General features: G+C 73.6%; 17 protein-coding genes. 5 read left to right on the forward strand and 12 right to left on the reverse strand.

The window, feature by feature from the left end; genetic code table 11:
* The first annotated feature begins 137 nt into the window (after nucleotides 1-137).
* The gene (locus ABD976_RS11930) at nucleotides 138-1,025 is read left to right on the forward strand and encodes a PAC2 family protein (RefSeq protein ID WP_345361907.1); all 888 of its coding nucleotides are present in this window, start codon (nucleotides 138-140) and stop codon (nucleotides 1,023-1,025) included.
* A gap of 169 nt (nucleotides 1,026-1,194) precedes the next feature.
* Here the strand turns inward: ABD976_RS11930 and ABD976_RS11935 are convergent, their stop codons facing one another.
* From ABD976_RS11935 to ABD976_RS11945, 3 genes are all read right to left on the reverse strand, one after another.
* A complete protein-coding gene (locus ABD976_RS11935) occupies nucleotides 1,195-3,000 on the reverse strand; it encodes a C69 family dipeptidase (RefSeq protein WP_345361910.1) in 1,806 nt (601 codons plus the stop codon).
* 266 nt (nucleotides 3,001-3,266) lie between these two features.
* Entirely contained in the window at nucleotides 3,267-4,505 is a 1,239-nt protein-coding gene (gene mshC / locus ABD976_RS11940) for a cysteine--1-D-myo-inosityl 2-amino-2-deoxy-alpha-D-glucopyranoside ligase (protein WP_345361913.1), read from the reverse strand.
* A gap of 65 nt (nucleotides 4,506-4,570) precedes the next feature.
* On the reverse strand, nucleotides 4,571-5,083 hold the full coding sequence (locus ABD976_RS11945) for a nitroreductase family protein (RefSeq protein ID WP_345361916.1): 513 nt from the start codon (nucleotides 5,081-5,083) through the stop codon (nucleotides 4,571-4,573).
* 106 nt (nucleotides 5,084-5,189) lie between these two features.
* Here ABD976_RS11945 and ABD976_RS11950 point away from each other — a divergent pair, with 106 nt between their 5' ends.
* Complete coding sequence (locus ABD976_RS11950; RefSeq protein ID WP_345361919.1) at nucleotides 5,190-6,428, forward strand: serine hydrolase domain-containing protein; 1,239 nt, start codon at nucleotides 5,190-5,192, stop codon at nucleotides 6,426-6,428.
* A 306-nt stretch (nucleotides 6,429-6,734) separates the two neighbouring features.
* Here ABD976_RS11950 and ABD976_RS11955 read toward each other — a convergent pair whose 3' ends face one another.
* From ABD976_RS11955 to ABD976_RS11970, 4 genes are all read right to left on the reverse strand, one after another.
* Nucleotides 6,735-7,550: an SDR family oxidoreductase gene (locus tag ABD976_RS11955; RefSeq protein WP_345361922.1), complete on the reverse strand. Its 816-nt coding sequence runs from the start codon at nucleotides 7,548-7,550 to the stop codon at nucleotides 6,735-6,737.
* Nucleotides 7,551-7,572: 22 nt separating this feature from the next.
* Nucleotides 7,573-8,499 carry an MBL fold metallo-hydrolase gene (locus ABD976_RS11960; RefSeq protein ID WP_345361925.1) on the reverse strand — a complete coding sequence of 309 codons (927 nt, stop codon included), beginning with the start codon at nucleotides 8,497-8,499 and terminating at the stop codon, nucleotides 7,573-7,575.
* 280 nt (nucleotides 8,500-8,779) lie between these two features.
* Nucleotides 8,780-9,574 carry an SCO1664 family protein gene (locus ABD976_RS11965; protein WP_345361928.1) on the reverse strand — a complete coding sequence of 265 codons (795 nt, stop codon included), beginning with the start codon at nucleotides 9,572-9,574 and terminating at the stop codon, nucleotides 8,780-8,782.
* 6 nt (nucleotides 9,575-9,580) lie between these two features.
* Nucleotides 9,581-10,147 carry a DUF3090 domain-containing protein gene (locus ABD976_RS11970; protein ID WP_345361931.1) on the reverse strand — a complete coding sequence of 189 codons (567 nt, stop codon included), beginning with the start codon at nucleotides 10,145-10,147 and terminating at the stop codon, nucleotides 9,581-9,583.
* A gap of 206 nt (nucleotides 10,148-10,353) precedes the next feature.
* Here ABD976_RS11970 and ABD976_RS11975 point away from each other — a divergent pair, with 206 nt between their 5' ends.
* Nucleotides 10,354-11,280, forward strand: a complete 927-nt coding sequence (locus ABD976_RS11975) for a S66 peptidase family protein (protein ID WP_345361934.1) — start codon at nucleotides 10,354-10,356, stop codon at nucleotides 11,278-11,280.
* Between the two features lie 64 nt (nucleotides 11,281-11,344).
* Nucleotides 11,345-11,968, forward strand: coding sequence for a nucleoside/nucleotide kinase family protein (locus tag ABD976_RS11980; protein WP_345361937.1), 624 nt, complete (start codon nucleotides 11,345-11,347; stop codon nucleotides 11,966-11,968).
* A gap of 111 nt (nucleotides 11,969-12,079) precedes the next feature.
* On the opposite strand, the gene ABD976_RS11985 is transcribed toward ABD976_RS11980, so the two are convergent.
* The 4 genes from ABD976_RS11985 to ABD976_RS12000 are packed head-to-tail and all read right to left on the reverse strand — an operon-like array spanning nucleotide 12,080 to nucleotide 17,387.
* Nucleotides 12,080-13,666 carry a dipeptide ABC transporter ATP-binding protein gene (locus tag ABD976_RS11985; RefSeq protein WP_345361940.1) on the reverse strand — a complete coding sequence of 529 codons (1,587 nt, stop codon included), beginning with the start codon at nucleotides 13,664-13,666 and terminating at the stop codon, nucleotides 12,080-12,082.
* Complete coding sequence (locus ABD976_RS11990) at nucleotides 13,663-14,559, reverse strand: ABC transporter permease (RefSeq protein ID WP_345361943.1); 897 nt, start codon at nucleotides 14,557-14,559, stop codon at nucleotides 13,663-13,665. Before ABD976_RS11990 ends, ABD976_RS11985 begins: the two co-directional genes overlap by 4 nt.
* A complete protein-coding gene (locus ABD976_RS11995) occupies nucleotides 14,556-15,602 on the reverse strand; it encodes an ABC transporter permease (RefSeq protein WP_369774592.1) in 1,047 nt (348 codons plus the stop codon). The genes ABD976_RS11990 and ABD976_RS11995 overlap by 4 nt, the downstream gene beginning before the upstream one ends.
* 3 nt (nucleotides 15,603-15,605) lie before the next feature.
* Nucleotides 15,606-17,387 carry an ABC transporter substrate-binding protein gene (locus ABD976_RS12000; protein ID WP_345361946.1) on the reverse strand — a complete coding sequence of 594 codons (1,782 nt, stop codon included), beginning with the start codon at nucleotides 17,385-17,387 and terminating at the stop codon, nucleotides 15,606-15,608.
* 159 nt (nucleotides 17,388-17,546) lie between these two features.
* Between ABD976_RS12000 and ABD976_RS12005 the strand changes: the two genes are divergently transcribed.
* Nucleotides 17,547-18,374, forward strand: a complete 828-nt coding sequence (locus ABD976_RS12005) for a M55 family metallopeptidase (RefSeq protein WP_345361949.1) — start codon at nucleotides 17,547-17,549, stop codon at nucleotides 18,372-18,374.
* Between the two features lie 214 nt (nucleotides 18,375-18,588).
* On the opposite strand, the gene ABD976_RS12010 is transcribed toward ABD976_RS12005, so the two are convergent.
* A complete protein-coding gene (locus ABD976_RS12010) occupies nucleotides 18,589-19,305 on the reverse strand; it encodes an Imm1 family immunity protein (protein WP_345361952.1) in 717 nt (238 codons plus the stop codon).
* Between the last annotated feature and the right edge of the window lie 60 nt (nucleotides 19,306-19,365).

The following is a 19,365-nucleotide window of genomic DNA, read 5'->3' on the forward strand; positions in this document are numbered from 1 at the left end:
CGGGGCGGTGGTGCGGACCGGGCGCGGCGGCGAGCGGGGTGCCGCTGGTCAGCGCGGCCGGGCCGGGACCGCCGCCCGGTGCCCGGCGGTCCTCGTCCGCGCCGCTGCCGACGGCGCGCAGGGAGTACGCTCGCCACGTGTCCGAACGCCCTTCCGCTCCCGACGACCCCCGCCCGTCCGCCCCGACCGTGATCGCGGCCTTCGAGGGCTGGAACGACGCGGGCGATGCCGCCACCCAAGCGATCGAGCACCTCGAACTCATCTGGGACGCCACTCCGCTCGCCGAGATCGACCCGGACCCGTACTACGACTTCCAGGTGAGCCGCCCCACGGTGAAGCTCGTCGACGGCATCACGCGCAAGATCAACTGGCCCACCACCCGGCTCTCGGTGTGCCGACCGCCCGGTGTGGACCACGACGTCGTGCTGATGCACGGCATCGAACCCAACATGCGGTGGCGCGCGTTCTGCGCGGAGCTGGTCGAACAGGTGGAGAAGGTCGGCGCCAGCACCGTGGTCACCCTCGGTGCGCTGCTGGCCGACTCCCCGCACACCCGCCCGGTGCCGGTCACCGGGGCGGCCTACGACGCCGACTCGGCCGCCCAGTACGGCCTGGAGCGGTCCCGCTACGAAGGTCCCACCGGGGTCGTCGGGGTGTTCCAGGACGCGTGCGTGCAGGCCGGGGTCCCGGCGATCTCGTTCTGGGCGGCGGTGCCGCACTACGTCTCGCAGCCCCCGTCGCCGAAGGCGACCCTGGCCCTGCTGCACCGGGTCGAGGAGGCGCTGGACATCGAGGTCCCGCTCGGCAACCTGCCGGAGCAGGCCGAGGAGTGGGAGCAGACGGTCAGCGAGATGGCCGAGGAGGACGAGGACGTCCGCAACTACGTCCGGGCGCTGGAGGAGCGCGGGGACGCCGAGTCGACGCTGACCGAGACCAGCGGCGACGCCATCGCCGCGGAGTTCGAGCGCTACCTGCGCAGGCGCGGCCCCGGCGGCAAGGGCCCGACCGGCCCCGGACCGGGCTGAGGGGCGCCGCGCCGAGCCGCTCGGCGATGCACCAGGCAGGAGGGCACCCGGTCGCCGGGTGCCCTCGCCCGCTTCAGGACCGCTTCCAGCACGGCTCGCGTGGCGGTGCGGGTGGCGGAACCCCAGCGGCGGGGCCGGTTGACAGCCGCACCCCATGCGGGAGGACTCCTCAGGCCCGGCGGCGGACGAAGAACATCACCGCGGCGCCGACCAGCAGGCCGCCGAGCGCCGCCCCCACCACCGGCGGCCACGGGAAGCCCCGCTCGCGCTCGTCGGCGGCGCGGTAGTCCGGCACCGCGTCGGGATCGCCCGACTCGCCCTTGCGGTCCACCGTCGTGCCCTCGGCCCAGCCGCCGCCGAGGTCGCAGTGCACCCGGTCGCGGGCGGCGACGGCGTCCTCCGGCAGCGACATGTCCAGGCTGCGCGGGCGCGCGGTCACCCCGGGCGGCACCTCGACCTCGGGTTCGCGGATGCCGAACCGCTCCTTGGTGCGGGCCTCGACGTCCTCGACCAGGTGTTCGGTGAGCGCCAGCCCCTCCATCGCCCAGTCGCCGCTCCACTCGGTGAGCAGCGCGCGGGCCTCCTCGTCGCGGCCCTCCCGGTACGCCTCGGCGGCGCGGCGCTCGACCTCCTCGACGTCGGCCATGATCCGCGCCTCGAAGCCCTCGAACGCGCGGGTGACCTCGGACAGGAACACCTCCGGCCGGTCGCAGGTGTAGTACATCAGCCGCTTCGACAGGTAGGTCGCCGAGCGGGTCGCCTCCTGGGCCGCGTACTCCGGGTCCAGGTAGTCCGCGGCGGCGCCGGAGGTCAGGTAGCGGTGCTGGGCGTATTCCGGCGGGACCGTGGTGGCCCCGATGTGGAACGGGATGTAGGGCGCGGTGATCGCCGCCGTGTTCGCCACCCACAGCGTCGCCAGGTCCGGGTGCAGCAGGTCGTCGCGCAGCTCGGCGACGTGGCCGTAGCCGGCGCGGTCGTCGGACCAGCGCGGGTCGCGGACCATCCGCTGCATGTCCGTCAGCGTCACCTCGCCGAGCGCGCGCAGCTCCTGCTCCAGCGTCGGCGGGTGCCGCCACGGCGCCTCGTCGTCCGGGGTGGACCGGCCGGGGTGACCGGGGAACGGCGTGCCGTAGACCTCCTGGAGGTTGAACGGCTCACCGCTGTCCGGGTCCCACCACCCCTGCCGGACGGCGAAGTCGACCAGGTTCGCCGAGCCCAGGTGGTCCGGGTCGCGCTGGTGGTCGGTCGGGAAGTCGCCGATGTAGCCGGGGTAGGACACCCGCACGTCGTCCGGCCCGAGCCGTTCGGCGGCCCACAGCCCCTGGCCACCGGCGAACTCGATGAACACCCAGCCCTCGTTCTCGTCGGCGAACAGGTGGGAGTTGCCGCCGTAGGTGGTGTAGCCGTGCTCGTCGATCAGCCGCCCGAGGATCTCCACGGCCTCGCGGGCGCTGCGGGCGCGCTCCATCGCGATCCGGGAGAGGTCGCTGTAGTTCGGGCCGGTCTGGCCGGGCGGGGTCATCTCGACCAGCTCCGGGCGGGAGTCCGACCACACGTCGCGCGCGGCGACCTGGTGCTCGTTGAGGCCGCCGTTGGTCAGCGGCGCCGGGAACCCGGCGAACTCGGAGTAGTTCGAGGTGATGTACTTCGCCGTCTCCGGGACCTGCGGGATCTCGGTGAGGCGCCCGGGCAGGTCGGCCTCGCCGGTGGCGCCGACGGTGATCGCCGAGCCCGGCGGGTGCTGCCGGCGGGGCACGATCTCCGTCCAGTGGCTCGACGGCTCGTGGCCGAACCCGCCGAGCATCGTCGCCCCGCCGGCGGTGCGGTTCTTGCCGACGTAGAAGGCGATGCTCTTGTCCGGCATCGGGCGTTCGGGCGCGGGCGCCGGTTCCGCCGCCGAGGCGATCGGGGCCGCCGCGAGCAGCACCCCCACCGCGAGTCCGGTCGCGCCGATCCGATACCGCAACCGCCGCACGGGCCACACCTCCTGGCGTCGAGACGATCAGCCCGCTCTTTCTAGACCCTTCAGGGTGACGACCACAATCCTCCGCGACCCCACCGGGACAACACCCGCGCAGGCGACCCCCGTTCGAGACGTGAGTGAGGGGCACCCTTATCCGAGTAACTGGGGCAAGGGGGCCCCTCACTCCGAACAGCTCACCCGGAAGTGTGCTGAGTGAGGGGCACCATCATCCGGGTATGTCGGACAAGGGTGCCCCTCACCTGGGACGAGGTCGCCGGTTAGAGGGTCACTCCGAGGAGGGCGTCGACCGCGGCGCGGATCCCGGCCGGGGCTTCCGGGTCCTCGCCGCGACCGGCCAGCGCCTGCGCCGCCCACCGGTCCACCGCCGCCAGCGCGCCGGCCGAGTCCAGGTCGTCGGCCAGCCGCTCGCGCACCTCGTCGACCACCGGCCCGGCCGCCGGGGCGGCGGACAGCGCGACCGCCTCGCGCCACCGGTCCAGCCGGCCCGCGCCCTTGGTCAGCACGTCGGCCGTCCACGACCGGTCCTGCCGGTAGTGGCCGTCGAGCAGGCCGAGCCGGATCGCCATCGGGTCCACCCGGTCCCCGCGCAGCCGCGAGACGAACACCAGGTTGCCCTGGGACTTCGACATCTTCTGCCCGTCCAGCCCGATCATGCCGGTGTGCGAGTAGTGCCGGGCGAACGGGAACTCGCCGGTCAGCGCCTCGGCGTGCGCGGCGCTGAACTCGTGGTGCGGGAAGATCAGGTCCGAGCCGCCGCCCTGCAGGTCGAAGCCCAGCCCCAGGGTGCCCAGGGCGATCACCGAGCACTCCAGGTGCCAGCCCGGGCGCCCCGGCCCCAGCTCGGACTCCCAGGACGGCTCGCCGTCGCGGGCCGCGCGCCACAGCAGCGCGTCGAGCGGGTGCTCCTTGCCCGGCCGGTCCGGGTCGCCGCCGCGCTCGGCGAAGAACGTCCGCATCGTCGCCTCGTCGTAGTTCGACTCGGAGCCGAACCGCCCGCTGGCCTGGTGCCGGAAGTAGATGTCCGGGTGTTCCGCGTCGTCCACCCGGTAGGCGGCGCCGGAGGCCAGCAGCGTGCCGACGGCCTCGGCGATCTCCGGGATCGACTCCACCGCGCCGATGAAGTCGCGCGGCGGCAGCACCCGCAACGCCTCCATGTCCTCGCGGAACAGCGCGGTCTCGCGCATCCCGAGCACGACCCAGTCCTCGCCGTCGCGGTCGGCGCGCTCCAGCAGCGGATCGTCGATGTCGGTCACGTTCTGCACGTAGTGCACCTCGTGCCCGTTGTCCAGCCACATCCGGTGCACCAGGTCGAACGCCAGGTAGGTGGCGGCGTGACCGAGGTGGGTGGCGTCGTAGGGCGTGATGCCGCACACGTACATCCGCGCGACGGGGCCCGGTTCGGACGGGCGGACCTCGCCGGAGGCGGTGTCGAACAGGCGCAGGGGGCGAGGCGTGCCCGGGATCTCGGGCACGGGGATCGACGACCAGGGTTGCATGCACCCGACCTTAAACGTCGCCGGGCCCCGACCGCCGCCACCCGCCTTCGTCCCAGGTGAGCCGCTCAGTCGCCGGTCCAGAGGTCGGCGAGGGGCAGGCGGCCGGTGGGGATGGCCGACCGTCCGGGCGGCGCCGGGGCCGGGTGCCCGAGCGCGATGCCGGTGCGGACCAGCCACGGCGCGGCGAACCCGGCCAGTTCGGTCGCCCGGCGGGCGTTGTCCTCCGGGAAGAAGGTCACCGGGCAGCAGCCCAGACCGAGCAGGTGCGCGGCGAGCATGACGTTCTGCGCCACCCGGCCGCCGTCGAACTCGGCGTCGGCGCCGGTGCGGTCCAGGCCCAGCAGCAGCACCACCGGGGCCGCGGACAGGTGGGCCGCGTAGGCGCCGCAGCGGCTCAGCTCGGCGCGGGTCGCCGGGTCGCGGGCGGTGTGGAACCGCCACGGCTGCCGGTTGCGCGCCGAACCGGTCCACCGGGCGGCCGCCAGCACCCGGTGCAGCACCGCGTCGTCCACGTCCTGGTCGGTGAACCAGCGGGTCGCCCGCAACGAGGACAGCGCGGACAGCAGGTCGTCGGTCATGGGGCGTGGAGTCTAGCCCGCGGTGCCGATCGCGCCACGATCCCTGGCCCCGGCACGCCGATCGCGACTAGAAACGATCGCGGACCACGCCGACGGGAGGAGTGCTGTGAATCCGGTGCAGATCGAGGTCGAGGCGGCCGAGGCGGGTTTCGACCCGCAGCGATTGGCCCGCGTCGACCGGCACTTCGCGCGGTACGTCGAGGACGGGAAGCTGCCCGGCTGGCAGCTGCTCGTGTCCCGAGGAGGCAGGATCGCGCACCTGTCCCAGCACGGGATGCGCGACGTGGCGGGCGGTAGGCCGGTCGAGCGGGACACCGTCTTCCGAATCTACTCGATGAGCAAGCCGATCACCTCGGTCGCGGCCATGATGCTCCACGAAGAAGGCGCCTTCGAGCTCACCGATCCGGTCGCCGACTTCCTCCCGGCCTTCGCCGAACCCCGCGTCTACACCGGTGGCCCGGCACGCGCGCCGAAGACCCGCCCGGCGACCGAGCCGATCCGGATCTGGCACCTGCTCACCCACACCGCTGGGCTGACCTACGCGTTCCACCACCTGCACCCGGTCGACGAGCTCTACCGGGGCGCGGGATTCGAGTTCGGCATGGCCGACCACCTCGACCTGGCGGGGTGCTGCGACGCGTGGGCCGGGATGCCGCTGCTGTTCGACCCCGGCGCGGCGTGGAACTACTCGGTGGCCACCGACGTGCTCGGCCGCCTCGTCGAGGTCGTCTCCGGCCAGTCCCTCGACGAGTTCTTCCGCACCCGCATCTTCGCCCCGCTGGACATGTCCGACACCGGCTTCGCCGTGGCCGCCGACGACGCCGACCGGCTCGCCTCCCTCTACGTCGCCGACCGGGCGGGCCGGGCCAAACCGCACCCGCAGCACGAGCGGGTGCAGGCGGCGGCCCTCGCGCCGCCGACCGCGGCCTCCGGCGGCGGCGGGCTCTACTCCACCGCCCGCGACTACCACCGCTTCACCCAGATGCTGCTGCGCGGCGGGGAACTCGACGGGCAGCGGATCCTCGGCGACCGCACGGTGAAGTACATGACGCGCAACCACCTGCCCGGCGGCGCCGACCTGGAATCGCTGGCGATGGGCTCGTTCTCCGAGGTGGCCAACGCGGGCAAGGGCTTCGGCCTCGGGTTCGCGGTGATCGACGACCCGGCGGCGGCGAAGGTGATCGCCTCCCCCGGCGAGTTCTCCTGGGGCGGCCTGGCCAGCACCGCGTTCTGGGTCGACCCGGTGGAAGACCTGACCGTGGTGTTCCTGACCCAGCTCATCCCCTCCAGCACGCATCCGATCAGGTCGCAGCTACACCAACTCATCTACCAAGCGCTTGTGTGAGGTTGGTGGTCTTTTTGGCGCGCGGTGCGGGTGGCGGAACCTCAGCGGCCTTCTCGCTCCGGGCGCCCTTCCTCATGTACAACCACGTACACAGCGTCAGGGCGTCCTCGCGAGAAGGCCGCTGAGAACCCGCGGCGGTGCCGGTTGATCAGGTGGGGCAAAGCGGAAGCGGCTTTCGCCGCTTGCCTGACGGGGGTTCCGATTGGCGCGGGCGTGGGCTGGAAGCGGCTTCGCCGCTTGCCTGACGGTGGTTCCGTTTGTGCGCGAGTGTTTGGCGCGTGCGTGGCTTCGCCGGTTGGTGGTGGGTCAGGCTCTGGGGCGCCAGCGGCCGAAGCCTCCTTCCGTGTTGAGCACCTGGCCGGTGATCCAGCGGGCCTCGTCGGTTGCCAGCCAGGCGATCAGGCGCGCCGGGTCGTCGGGGTGGCCGTAGCGGCCGAACGGGAACATCGGGGCGATGGTGGCCCAGGTCGGCTCGTCCAGGTAGCCGGTGTCCACCGGACCGGGGTTGACGGTGTTGACCGTCAGGCCGGCGTCGCCGAGCTGGTCGGCCAGGGTGAGGGTGATCTCGGCGAGCGCGCCCTTCGCCGCCGCGTAGGCGACCTCGCCGGGCATCGGTCCCTGCTGCTGCCCGGAGGTCAGGAACACGATCCGGCCGCCCGGGCGGCCGTCGTGCCGGGCGGCGAACTCCTGGGCCAGCAGGATCGAGGAGCGGGCGTTGACGACCCAGTGCCCGTCCAGCATCGCCGCGTCGAGCTCGCCCAGCGCCCCGTCCGAGCCGCTGCGGGCGTGGTTGCACACCAGCACGTCGAGGTGCCCGAACTCGGCCACCGCCGCCTCGACCAGGGCGCGCGGCGCGTCCGGGTCGGCGAGGTCGGCGCCGGCGTCGGCCAGCCGCTGCTCCGGCCCCAGCTGCTCCCGGACGCCCGCGCGCACCGCGTCCAGGTCGTCGCCGCCCCACGGCTGGTCGAGGTCGTGCGGCCGGTGGTGGTGGGCGAACACCGAGGCGCCGTAGGCGGCGAGCCGACGCGCGAGGGCGTACCCGATGCCCTGCCTGCGGCTGACCCCGGTGACCAGCGCGGTGCGGCCCAGCAGCGGCAGCGGATCACGTCGCAGATCGTCCATGCGGGCGCACCCTAGCGATCGCTCAGCCCGGCAGCACCCGGGTTTCGCCGACGGCCAGGTCCCACAGTCCTTCCGGCTCGCGGCCCGCGTCCCGCCACGCCTTGCGGAAGCGCGCCAGCGGCTCGGTGACGGGCTCGCGGGTGAGCGCGAAGGTGCCCCAGTGCATCGAGGCCGCGGCCGAAGCGCCCAGATCGTCGACCGCGCGGACCGCCTCCTCCGGGTCGAGGTGCAGCGGGCGCATGAACCACCGCGGTTCGTAGGCGCCGATCGGCAGCATGGCGAGGTCGATCCCCGGGAACCGCCGCCCGATCTCGGCGAAGTGCGCACCGTACCCGGTGTCGCCCGCGTGGTAGAGCCGCTGCCCGTCCGGACCGGTGATCAGCCAGCCGCCCCACAGGCTGCGGCAGGTGTCCCGCGGTCCGCGCCTGCTCCAGTGCCGGGCGGGTACGAAGTCGAACACCAGACCGGCGAGCTCCACCGATTCCCACCAGTCCCGCTCGACGACCCGGGTGAACCCGCGCCGCCGGAACCACCGCCCCAGGCCCGCGGGCACCAGCACCGGGGTGCCGCGCGGCAGCCGGGCCATCGTCGGGGCGTCCAGGTGGTCGTAGTGGTTGTGGCTGATGACCACGGCGTCGATCGGCGGCAGCTCGCCGAAGGCCACCCCGGGCGGGGTGAGCCGACGCGGCACGCCGGGGATCCGCGCCGACCACACCGGATCGGTCAGCACCGCGGCACCGCCGCAGCGCACCAGGAACGTCGCGTGCCCCACCCAGGTCACCGCCGTGTCGCGGGGCGCCACCGGCCCCAGACCGCGGCGCAGCACCGGCACCCGGTCGGCGTCGACCTCCTGGCACCGGATCCCGCCCCACATCAGCCGCAGCACATCGGCGAAGCGCGGCAGCGGGGTCTCCAGCCGGTCCCGGTAGGACCGCTCATCACGGCGCATCAACCTACCCCTACCCAAAGCCGCAAAAGACGAACCACAAGCAAGTGGTTCGGGCTCCGCACCGCCCGAGCACGGGTCGACCACCGTCAGGCAAGCGGCGAAGCCGCTTCCGCTTTGCCCCACCCTCGCAACCGGCACCGCCGCGGGTTCTCAGCGGTCTTCTCGCGAGGACGCCCTGACGCTGTGTACGCGCTTGTACATGAGGAAGGGCGCCCGGAGCGAGAAGGCCGCTGAGGTTCCGCCACCGGCACCGCTCCGCAAAGCGACCACGATCAAACGACTAGAAAGCTGGCCAGGGGATCGGTGGCCACTTTCCCGTCGGCGCCGGGTGGACGGCCTCGGCCAGCAGCCGGTCGATCCGGTCGCCGACGGCGCGCACCTCGGCGGGCGTGATGTGCTCGGCCAGCCGGGCGGCCAGCGGTCCCTCCAGCAGGGCCCGCAGCTCCCCGAGCCGCTCCACCGCGTCGGCGGTCAGCTCGCGCCCGATCCAGCCCCACAGCACGGTGCGCAGCTTGTCCTCGGTGTTGAGGCTGACCCCGTGGTCGACGCCGAGCACCCGGCCGTCCGGCGGGTGCAGCACGTGGCCGCCCTTGCGGTCGGCGTTGTTGATCACGACGTCGAGCACCGCGAGGTCGCGCAGCAGCGGGTGGTCGGCGTGCGCCAGGGCCACCACGTCGCCGTCCTCGTCCTCGGCGCGCAGCACGTGCCGCCAGCCCTCCGGCACGTCGTCCGGCGGGGCCAGGGCGACGAGGTCGGAGTCCTCCTCGGTGTCCACCCAGAGCTGCACCATGCCCGGGCCGAACGGGCCGTCGCGCAACAGCGTCGGCGGCACCAGGCCCCAGCCGCCCGCCTCCGAGATCAGGAAGGCGGCGACCTCGCGACCGGCCAGGGTGCCGTCCGGGAAGTCCCACAGCGGCCGTTCCCCGCGCACCGGTTTGTAGACGCACTCGGCGGTCACGCCGTCGTGCTCGATGCCGCACAGCAGGGTCGCGTTGGACGCCTCGACCAGGCGTCCCCGGACCTCCAGCGCGCCGTGCCGCAGCAGTTCGCACGCCGGTGCGTCACCGGCCAGCACGAGCGCCTATGCCTCTTCCGAACGGCGGTAGCCGTTCTGGCGCGGGCAGATGTGGCCGGCCGGGTCCAGCGGCTCGGAGCACAGCGGGCACGGCTTGCGGCCCGCGTTGATCACCCGCTCGGCGCGTTCGGCGAAGGCCCGGGCGCGCTCCGGCGTGAGGAAGACCCGCAGCGCGTCGGGGCCCTCCTCGGTGTCGTCGAGCACGACGGACTCGTCGACCTCTTCCTCGGTGACGGCGAGCAGCTCGACGACCACGGCCTCGGTCTCGGCGTCCCAGCCGAGCCCCATCGTGCCGACCCGGAACTCCTCCTCGACCGGCACCTCCAGCGGGTCGCTGTCGACCATCGCCTCGGGCACCTCGGCGGGCAGTTCGGTGTCGAACCGGCGCTGGACCTCCTCCAGCAGCGCACCGATGCGTTCGGCGAGCACCGTGACCTGCTGCTTCTCCAGCTGGACGCTCACCGTGCGCACGTCCTCGGTGGCCTGCAGGTAGAAGGTGCGCTCGCCAGGTTCCCCGACCGTCCCTGCGACGAACCGGTCGGGCTGGCGGAAGACGTGGATGACACGAGCCATGGCACCTCCGACACTAGGCCACCCGGGGCCGGACGTGCGCGACCGGTCCCCGTTTTGTTCCTCACCACCCCGCGCGCAGGCCTCGGCGACCGCGCTGCGCTGCGCCGACGCCGCGCACGCGGGGCGGCGTTCGCCGTACGCGAACACGTCGGCGACGCCGGGCTCTGCGAGACTTCCGGAGATCACCGCCGGCCGGAAGGAGCCCGATGAGCCCCCGCGAACGCACCCGACCGCCCCGGCTGCGCGCGGGCGACGTCGTCGCCGTGGTCGCCCCGGCCGGTCCGGTCCCGGCCGGGCTGCTGGACACCGGGCTCGCCCAGCTCCGCTCCTGGGGGCTGGAAGTCCGGCTCGGCGAGCACCTGCGCCGCACCGAGCTCGGCTACCTGGCGGGCACCGACGCCGAACGCGCGAGCGACCTGCGGCGGGCGTGGTGCGATCCGGAGGTGCGCGCGGTGTTCTGCGCGCGCGGCGGCTACGGCAGCATGCGGGTGCTCGACCTGCTGGACTGGGACGAGCTCGCCGGTGCCGCGCCCAAGGCGTTCGTCGGCTCCAGCGACATCACCGCGCTGCACGAACTGGTCGGCGACCGGCTCGGGCTCGTCACCGTGTTCGGACCGATGGTCGCCACCAAGGCCTTCGCCGAGGACGAACCCGCCCGCGAGCACCTCCGCCGCACCCTGTTCGACCCGGCCTCGGTCACCGCCCTGTCCGGCGACGCGACGGGCTCGCTGGTGCCCGGCCGCGCCCGGGGCACCACCTGGGGCGGCAACCTGAGCCTGCTCGCCGGAACGCTCGGCGCGCCCCGGACCCCGCTGCCGCCGGACGGCGCCCTCGCGCTGCTGGAGGACATCACCGAGGACCCCTACCAGCTCGACCGGTTCCTCACCCAACTGCTGCGCGCGGGCTGGTTCGACCGCGTCGCCGGGATCGCGCTGGGCTCCTGGGTGGAGTGCGGGCCGCCCGAGCAGGTCCGCGCCACCATGACCGACCGGCTCGGCGGCCTGGGCGTCCCGGTGCTGTGGGAACTGGGTTTCGGGCACTGCCCCGCCGCGCTCACCGTCCCGCTGGGCGCGGTCGCCGAGCTCGACACCGAGGGGCGGCGCCTGGTCGTGCAGCGCCCCGCGCTGGCGTAGCCGCCCGGTAGCCTCGGCCGGGAACGCCGCGCGCCACCGGACTCCGGCAGCACCGAGGAGGCCCATGCACGTCCGCCCGATCACGCCCGCGCTGCTGGCGGCCGAAGCGGTCGAGCGGATCGCGGCGCTGCCGGGCCGGTGGCACCGGGTCGCGGTGGACGGTGCGCTGTCCGAGGACACCGCGGCGTTCGCGGACGGCCTGGTCGAGCCGCTGCGCGCTCGCGGTCACCAGGTGGTCCGGGTCCGGCTGGCCGACTACGTCCGCCCGGCCTCGCTGCGCCTGGAGCACGGCAGGCGCGACCCGGATTCCTTCCACGACGACTGGTTCGACTTCGACGCGGTGCGCCGCGAGGTGCTGGACCCGCTGGCCGACGGCGGCACCGGCAGCGTGCTGCCCGCGCTCTGGGACGCCGAGCACGACCGCTCGCCCCGGCTGCCGAGGGTCGCGCTGAACCCGGGCGGTGCGGCCATCGTGGACGGTCCGCTGCTGCTGGGCGGGCTCCCGTTCGACTTCGCCGCGCACCTGTGGCTCTCCCCCGCCGCGCTGCGGCGCAGGATGCCGCCGGAGGAGCACTGGACGCTGCCCGCCTTCGAGCGCTACGCCGCCGAGGTCGCCCCGCAGCACCGCGCCGACCTGCTCGTCCGCACCGACCACCCGGACAAGCCCGCCATCATCGACCAGTGGTGAGCCATCACCCGTTCGGGAGGTGAGTGAGGGGCACCCTTGCCCAACATACTTGGTCAAGGGTGCCCCTCACCTCGAAAGACCAACCCGGTTCGCGGCTGGGCGGCGTTCCGTTCAGGGGGAGCGTTGGACCGTGGGCACGGCCGCGAGCAGGGTGCGCGTGTAGTCGTGCCGCGGGTCGAGCAGCACCTGCTCCACGCTGCCGAGCTCGACGATCTCGCCCCGGTACATCACCGCCACCCGGTCGGCGATGTTCCACGCCAGGCCGAGATCGTGGGTGATGACCATCGTGGACAGTCCTCGCTCGGCGCGCAGCCGCAGCAGCAGCGCGAGGATCTCGCCGCGCACCGTGGCGTCCAGCGACGCCACCGGCTCGTCGGCGATGAGCAGTTGCGGGTCGAGCACCAGCGCGCCCGCGATCACCACCCGCTGCCGCTGCCCGCCGGAGAGCTCGTGCGGCAGCCGGGCGAAGAACTTCTCGGCGGGGCGCAGTTCGGCCGCCTCCAGCGCGGCGGTGACCCGCTCCCGCTCGTCGCCGGGGGCACCGTGGATGCGCAGGCCCTCGGCGACCGCCTCGTACACCGAGTGCCGCGGGTTGAGCGCCCCGGCCGGGTCCTGCAGGACGAGCTGCACCCGCTTGCGGTAGGCGCGCAGCCCGGCGCCGTCGGTGGGCAGCGGCGCGCCGTCGTAGCGCACCGCGCCGCCGGTCGGGCGCTGCAACCCGAGCAGCGTCCGGGCCAGCGTGGTCTTGCCGGACCCGGATTGGCCGACCAGGGCCAGGATCTCGTCCTCCCGCACCGCCAGGTCGACACCGCGCACCGCGTCCACCGCGTCGCCGGTCCGGCTGCGGAAGCGGACCCGCACGTCCTCGGCGGCCAGCAGTTCGCGCGGCTCGGCCGCCCGCCGCGAGGTCCCCGCATAGCGGAACCCCGGATCGCCCACCACCGGGAAGGCTTCGGCCAGCGCCCTGCTGTGCTCGTGCGCCGGCTCGGCCATCACCTGCCGCGCGGGGCCGTCCTCGACCAGCCGCCCGCGGTGCATCACCGCCAGCCGGGCGCAGGTCGTGGACAGCACCGACAGGTCGTGGCTGATCATGAGCAGGGCCAGGCCGCGCTCGGCGACGATCCGCCGCAGCAGCCCGAGGACCTGGGCCTGCACCACGACGTCCAGCGCGGTCGTCGGTTCGTCGGCGATCACCAGCCGGGGTTCGCAGGCCAGCGCCATCGCGATCATCACCCGCTGCTTCTGCCCGCCGGAGAGCTCGTGCGGGTACGCGCCCGCCCGGTCCGCGGGCAGCTCGACCTGCTCCAGCAGCTCGGCGACCCGGGCGGCCACCCCGGTCGCCGGGACCGAGCCGTGCAGCCTGATCGGCTCGGCGATCTGGGCGCCGATGCTGCGCACCGGGTTCAGCGCGTGCATCGCGCCCTGGAACACCACCGAGGCGCTGGCCCAGCGCACCGCCCGGAGCTGCCCGAACGACATCGCGCGGACGTCCTGGCCGTCCAGCAGGACCTCCCCGGACACCTCGGCCGAACGCGGCAGCAACCGCAGCACCGACATCGCCAGGGTCGTCTTGCCGCACCCGGATTCGCCCGCGAGGCCGAGGGTTTCGCCCGCGTCGAGGGTGAGGTCCACGCCGTGCACGGCCGGCTCGCCCCGGTAGGACACCGCCAGGTCGCGCAGGTGCAGGATCGGACTCACGAGCGCCCCCGAAGCCTCGGATTGAACACCGCTTCCAGCGCGCGACCGCAGAGCGTGAAGCCCAGCACCACCACCACGATCCCCAGGCCCGGCGGCAGCAGGTACCACCAGGCGCCGCCGGTGACCGCGCCGGTGTCCATCGCGGCCTTGAGCATCGACCCCCAGGACACCCGGCTGGGATCGCCGAGCCCGAGGAACGACAGCGTGGACTCGGCGATGATCGCGGAGGCCACCGACAGCGTGGTGTTGGCGAACACCAGCGGCAGCACCGCGGGCAGCACGTGCCTGCCGATCACGTGCCGGTGCCCGGCGCCCAGCGCGATCGACCGCTCGATGTAGGGCCGGGCCTCGACGGTGAGCGTCTGCGCCCGCACCAGCCGCGCCGTCGTCGGCCACGCGGTGACCCCGATGGCCAGCACGATCGTCGCCAGCCCCCGTTCGAGCACCGTGGACAGCGCGATCGCCAGCACCAGCGAGGGCAGCACCAGGAAGAAGTCGGTGACCCGCATCAGGATCCGCGAGGTCCAGCCGCCGAAGTGCGCCGCCAGCACGCCCACCAGCGACCCGATCACCACCGACAGCAGCGCGGCGGCCAGCCCGACGACCAGCGACACCCGGGCGCCCCACCAGGTCAGCAGCAGCACCGAACGGCCGGACTCGTCGGTGCCCAGCCAGTGCTCGGCGCTCGGCGGCCGCAGCGCCTGCCCGGTCGCCCGGGTGACGTCGAGCCCGCCGGCGTCGGTGAGCACCGGCGCCAGCAGCGCCAGCGCCACCACGACGACCAGCAGCACCAGCCCCAGCAGCCCGCCCCGATCGGCGCGGAACACCCGCCACGCCTCGGCGGCGGTGGCCCGGCGGCGGGCCCGGACGATCTGCTTCGCGGTGGCGGTCACGACTCGCGCACCCTCGGGTCGAGCACCCGGTACAGCAGGTCGGCCAGCACGTTCATCACGATCACGCTCCCCGCCAGCACGATGAAGGTGCCCTGCAGCAGCGGCAGGTCCGGCACCCGCAGCGCCTCGTAGGTCAGCAGGCCCAGCCCGGGCCAGGAGAAGACGGTCTCCACCGTGATCGCCCCCGACACCACCAGGCCGAGGTGCAGGAAGATCAGCGTCACGGTGGGCAGCAGCGCGTTGGGCACCGCGTGCCTGCGCCGCACCAGGTCCTCGCGCAGGCCCTTGGCGCGCGCGGTGGTCAGGTAGTCGGCGCCCATCTCCTCCAGCAGCGAGGACCGCATCACCATCAGGTACTGGGCGTAGATCACCGCGACCATCGTCAGCGCGGGCAGCACCAGGTGGTGCGCCACGTCGAGCACCTGCGGCAGCAGCCCCGGCGGCGCGTCCGGCGAGGACATCCCGCCGACCGGGAACAGCCCCGGGATCGGCCCGGCGCCGACGCCGAACACCATCAGCACGATGAGCCCGAGCCAGAACGTCGGCACCGACCACAGGGTCAGCGCCACCGAGGTCGCCGAGCGGTCGAAGGCGCCGCCGTGCCGCCACGCGGCCCGGGTGCCCAGCCACAGCCCGAGCAGCACCGCCAGGCAGGTCGCGGTGCCCACCAGCAGCACCGTCGGCCAGAACCGCTCGCCGATCAGCTCGGCCACCGGCCTGCTGTAGGTGTAGGAGGTGCCCAGGTCGCCGCGCAGCAGATCACCGAGGAAGTGCAGGAACTGCTGCCACAGCGGCAGGTCCAGGCCGAGCCGGGTGCGCAGCGCGGCGAGCTGCTCGGCGCTGACCGGGGCGCCGCGCGTCATGGTCCGGGCCGGATCGCCGGGCATCACCCGGAACAGGAAGAAGCCCAGCACCGCCACCAGGAACAGGCTCACCGCGCCGCCGACGAGCTTGCCCGCCGCGTACCGCAGGGCGCGCAGCCCACGTCCCCGGCGGCCCGCCCCGGTCGGCGCCGGTTCCGGCGCGGTGGTCGTTTCCGGCACGTCTCACTCCCGGCTGTCCGCGGTCGCGCGCCTGCGCACGACCACCAGCACCACCACCGCGCCGATCAGCACCACCGCACCGCCGAGCGCCCACGCCGCGGTGCCGTAGTCGGTGCCCCCCGCCCCGCTGATCGCGGCCTGCGTCGGCCGGGCGCCGTAGTAGCCCCAATAACCCTGCTGGGACACGATCACACCGTCCTCGGCGGGCTGCAGGTCGAAACCGGCGAACCGGTCGCTGCGGTAGGCCTCCAGCGAGTTCGGGTAGAACAGGATCAGCCCGGTCGCCTGCTCGTAGAACCGCTGCTGCATCCGCGCGACCAGCTCGGCCCGCGCCGCCGGGTCGAACTCGCCGAGCTGCTGGGCGTAGAGCGCGTCGTAGACCGGGTCGCACAGGAACGTGTCCGGGGTGCCGCCGCCCTGCGGGTCCGGCCGCGCCGCGCAGGTCTGCAGCCGCAGCACGTAGTCCGGGTCCGGGTTGGCCGACCAGCCGCTGATCACCATGTCGAAGTCGCCGGCCGTGGTGCGGTCGCCGAGCTGGTTGTCCGAGATCGGTTGCAGCTCCACGGCGATCCCGATGTCGCGCAGCCACTGCTTGACGAACTGCCCGACCTGGGTGTCGGCGGACTCGTCACCGTGCAGCACGAAGTCGAAGTGCAGCGGCTCGCCGGCCGCGGTGCGCCGGATGCCGTCCGCGCCGCGCGGGTAACCGGCCTCGTCGAGCATCCGGTTCGCCAGCGCCGGGTCGAACGCCCGCCGCTGCGGCGGGCTCCAGTGGTAGTCCTCGAAGATCGGCGGCAGGTAGCCGCCGCCGACCTGGCCGTAGCCGCCGAGCACCCGGTCGACCAGCACCTGCTCGTCGATGGCGTGGTCGATCGCCCGCCGCACCCGCACGTCGCGCAGCGCCGGGTGGCCGGTGCCGATCGGGGCGCCCTCGCTGTTGGTCGCGCCGGGGTTCAGGATGATCTCGTAGAACCGGCGCCCCTGCCCGCGCACCTGCTCGACGTTCGGCTCCCCGGCCAGGGCGTCGAACTGCGCCGGGGTCAGGCCGCGGACCACGTCGACGTCGCCCTTGCGCAGCGCCTGCACGGCCGCGTCGCTGTTCTTGAACTGCACGAACTGGAGCTCGTCGATCCGCGGCGGGCCCCGCCAGAAGTCCTCGTTGGCGCGCAGCGTGAGGTACTGGCCGGGCCGGTACTCGGTGACGGTGAACGGCCCGCTGCCGACGATCGGCATCTCGTCGTTGGGGAACGCGGCGACGTCGGGCACCCGGGACCAGATGTGCTCGGGCACGATCGGCGCGTCGATGGCCAGCATGGTGGCCTGCGGGGTCTCGGTGCGGATCACCAGCGTCCGGTCGTCGACCGCGGTGACCTCGGCGAAGTTCTCCACGAAGTTGCCGTTGGCGGTGCTCGCCGCCGGATCGGTCATCATCCGGTTGAACGTGTAGGCCGCGTCGTGCGCGGTGACCGGCTCGCCGTCGGACCACCGCACGCCCTCGCGCAGGTGGAAGGTCCAGGTCAGCCGGTCCTCGCTGTGGTCCCACCGCTGCGCCAGCTCCGGCGTCACCGCGAAGTCCTCGGCGCGGTAGGTGGTCAGCGTCGGGTAGATGTTCCGGAAGACGTCCGTGGCGGCGAGGGTGATGCCCAGGAACGGGTTCAGCGTGTCGAACTGCTGCTGCAGGCCGATCCGCAGCGTCGCGCCCTGCTCCTGCTGCGCCGAGGCCGGTGCCGGCGCCGTCAACGCGACCAGCAGCGCGACCCAGGTGGCGGCGAGACGTCTGCCCACGGTGGCCTCCTTCGCGATGGGTGAGAAGAAAGAACCACCTCCGCCTGCGTTTCGTCAATGACCGGCCACCCTCGGTGCGCAGCGCGCCACCCGGCCGGTGGCAGGCGGTTCCGGCCCACCCGCGTGCCCACCGCCCCGCCGGCGCCTAGATTGGCCGCCGTGCGAATCCTGATCTCCGCGGACATGGAGGGCGCCACCGGCGTCACCTGGACCGACGACGTGGTGCCCGGCACCGAGCCCTACCAGCGCTTCCGGCGCCTGTTCACCGGCGACACCAACGCCTGCCTCGCCGGGCTGTTCGCCGCCGGGGCGACCGACGTGCTGGTCAACGAGGCGCATTCGGCGCAGCGCAACCTGCTGATCGAGGAGCTCGACCCCCGCGCGCGGCTGCTCACCGGGCGGCACAAGCCGCTGTCGATGATGCAGGGCGTAGATTCCGGGGTGGACGGCGTGGTGTTCCTCGGCTACCACGCGGGCGCGGGCGAGGAGGGGGTGCTCGCGCACACCTACCTGGAGCGCTCCATCACCGGGGTCTGGCTGGACGGCGTGCGCGCGAGCGAGGGGCGGCTGAACGCGGCGCTGGCCGCCGAGCACGGCGTCCCGGTGCTGCTGATCACCGGCGACGACCGCGCCTGCGCCGACGCCGCGGACTACGCGCCGGGCGTGGCGGTCGCGGTGGTCAAGGAGAGCGTCAGCCGCTACGCGGCGAGCTGCCTGCCGCCCGCCCGCACCGCCGAGCTCGTCGAGCAGGCGGCGCGACGCTCGATGGCCCGCGCCGGTCGCGCGGCACCGGAGGTCCGGGCGCACCGGATCGAGGTCGAGTTCGACGCCGCGCAGCTCGCCGCGGCCACCGAGATCATTCCCACCGTGGAACGCGTCGACGTCCGCCGGGTCGGATTCGACGCCCCGGACATGACCGAAGCGATGAAGGCCTTCAAGATCGTGACGACCATCGCGGCGCGGGCCGTCGAAGGAATCTACGGCTGAAAGGACGCGGGATTCGCCGACGCGGAGTGGAACCACCATTCCTCGAAGCGGAAGAATCCCGCTCCGATTCCCGCGGCGGCAGCGGGCAGAACCCGAACCGGCGGCGTTCGGCGGATTCCATTCCCAGAATTCACGTTCGGCGCGCCGCCGGATGCGCCGAACGCTTTTCGCGAATGCCGGCGGCGCGGTTTTCCCCGCGACGGGCGGGAAAAACTCACAGGTCGCCCCACCGGGCGGATTGCCACCGGACCGCCTCCGGACGCGCCCCCGACCGGGTGAACTCGTCGAGCGCGGCGCGCAGCTCGCGGAACGGCAGCACGGCGTCGCGCGGGAACTTCAGCGTGCTGCCGGCGTCGAAGGCCAGCGCGGGGGCCTCCGGCAGCGGTTCCGGGCTGTGCGTGTGCCAGGACTCCAGCTCGCCGTCCTCGGACTCCTCGGTGAAGTTCAGGACCCCCACCTCGGCCTCGTGGTCGGTGACGATCCGGATCTGCCGGTACGGGCCGGGCGCGTCGGGGTTCTCGTGCGGCCGGTCCCAGACGTAGAGGTGGCAGGCCCCGGGCCGCTGCGGGCGCAGCACCCGGTCGACGAGCTGCGCCTTGTCCTCCTCGGCGTGCGCGAACAACCGCTCGCCGTCCACGACCGCCGTGGTGACGGTGACGCCGAGCTCGGTGTTGCGCGCGCCGACGGCCTCGGACCGCAGCCCGACGAGGCACTCCCGCGCCTCGCGCAGCGCCTTGATCGCCGAACCCTGGTGGAACACCAGGTCGCCCCAGTACGGGTGGCCGTGCACCTGGTTCAGCTCGCCGTAGGCGGCCTGGGTCGCCTCGATCAACTTGTCCAGGGCATCGATCGGGACGTCGGCCAGCCGTGCGAAGACGACGGCGGGCTGCTCCAACGGGCCGGGTTCGGCTTGCGGTGACGGATTCGACATGCCTTCCCTGCATCCACTCCGGTCGGGAGCGCGACGGTCCCCACCGGGCGGCCCCGCGCT

Origin of the sequence: Saccharopolyspora cebuensis, assembly GCF_039542665.1 — a bacterium.
Classification (GTDB): domain Bacteria; phylum Actinomycetota; class Actinomycetes; order Mycobacteriales; family Pseudonocardiaceae; genus Saccharopolyspora; species Saccharopolyspora cebuensis.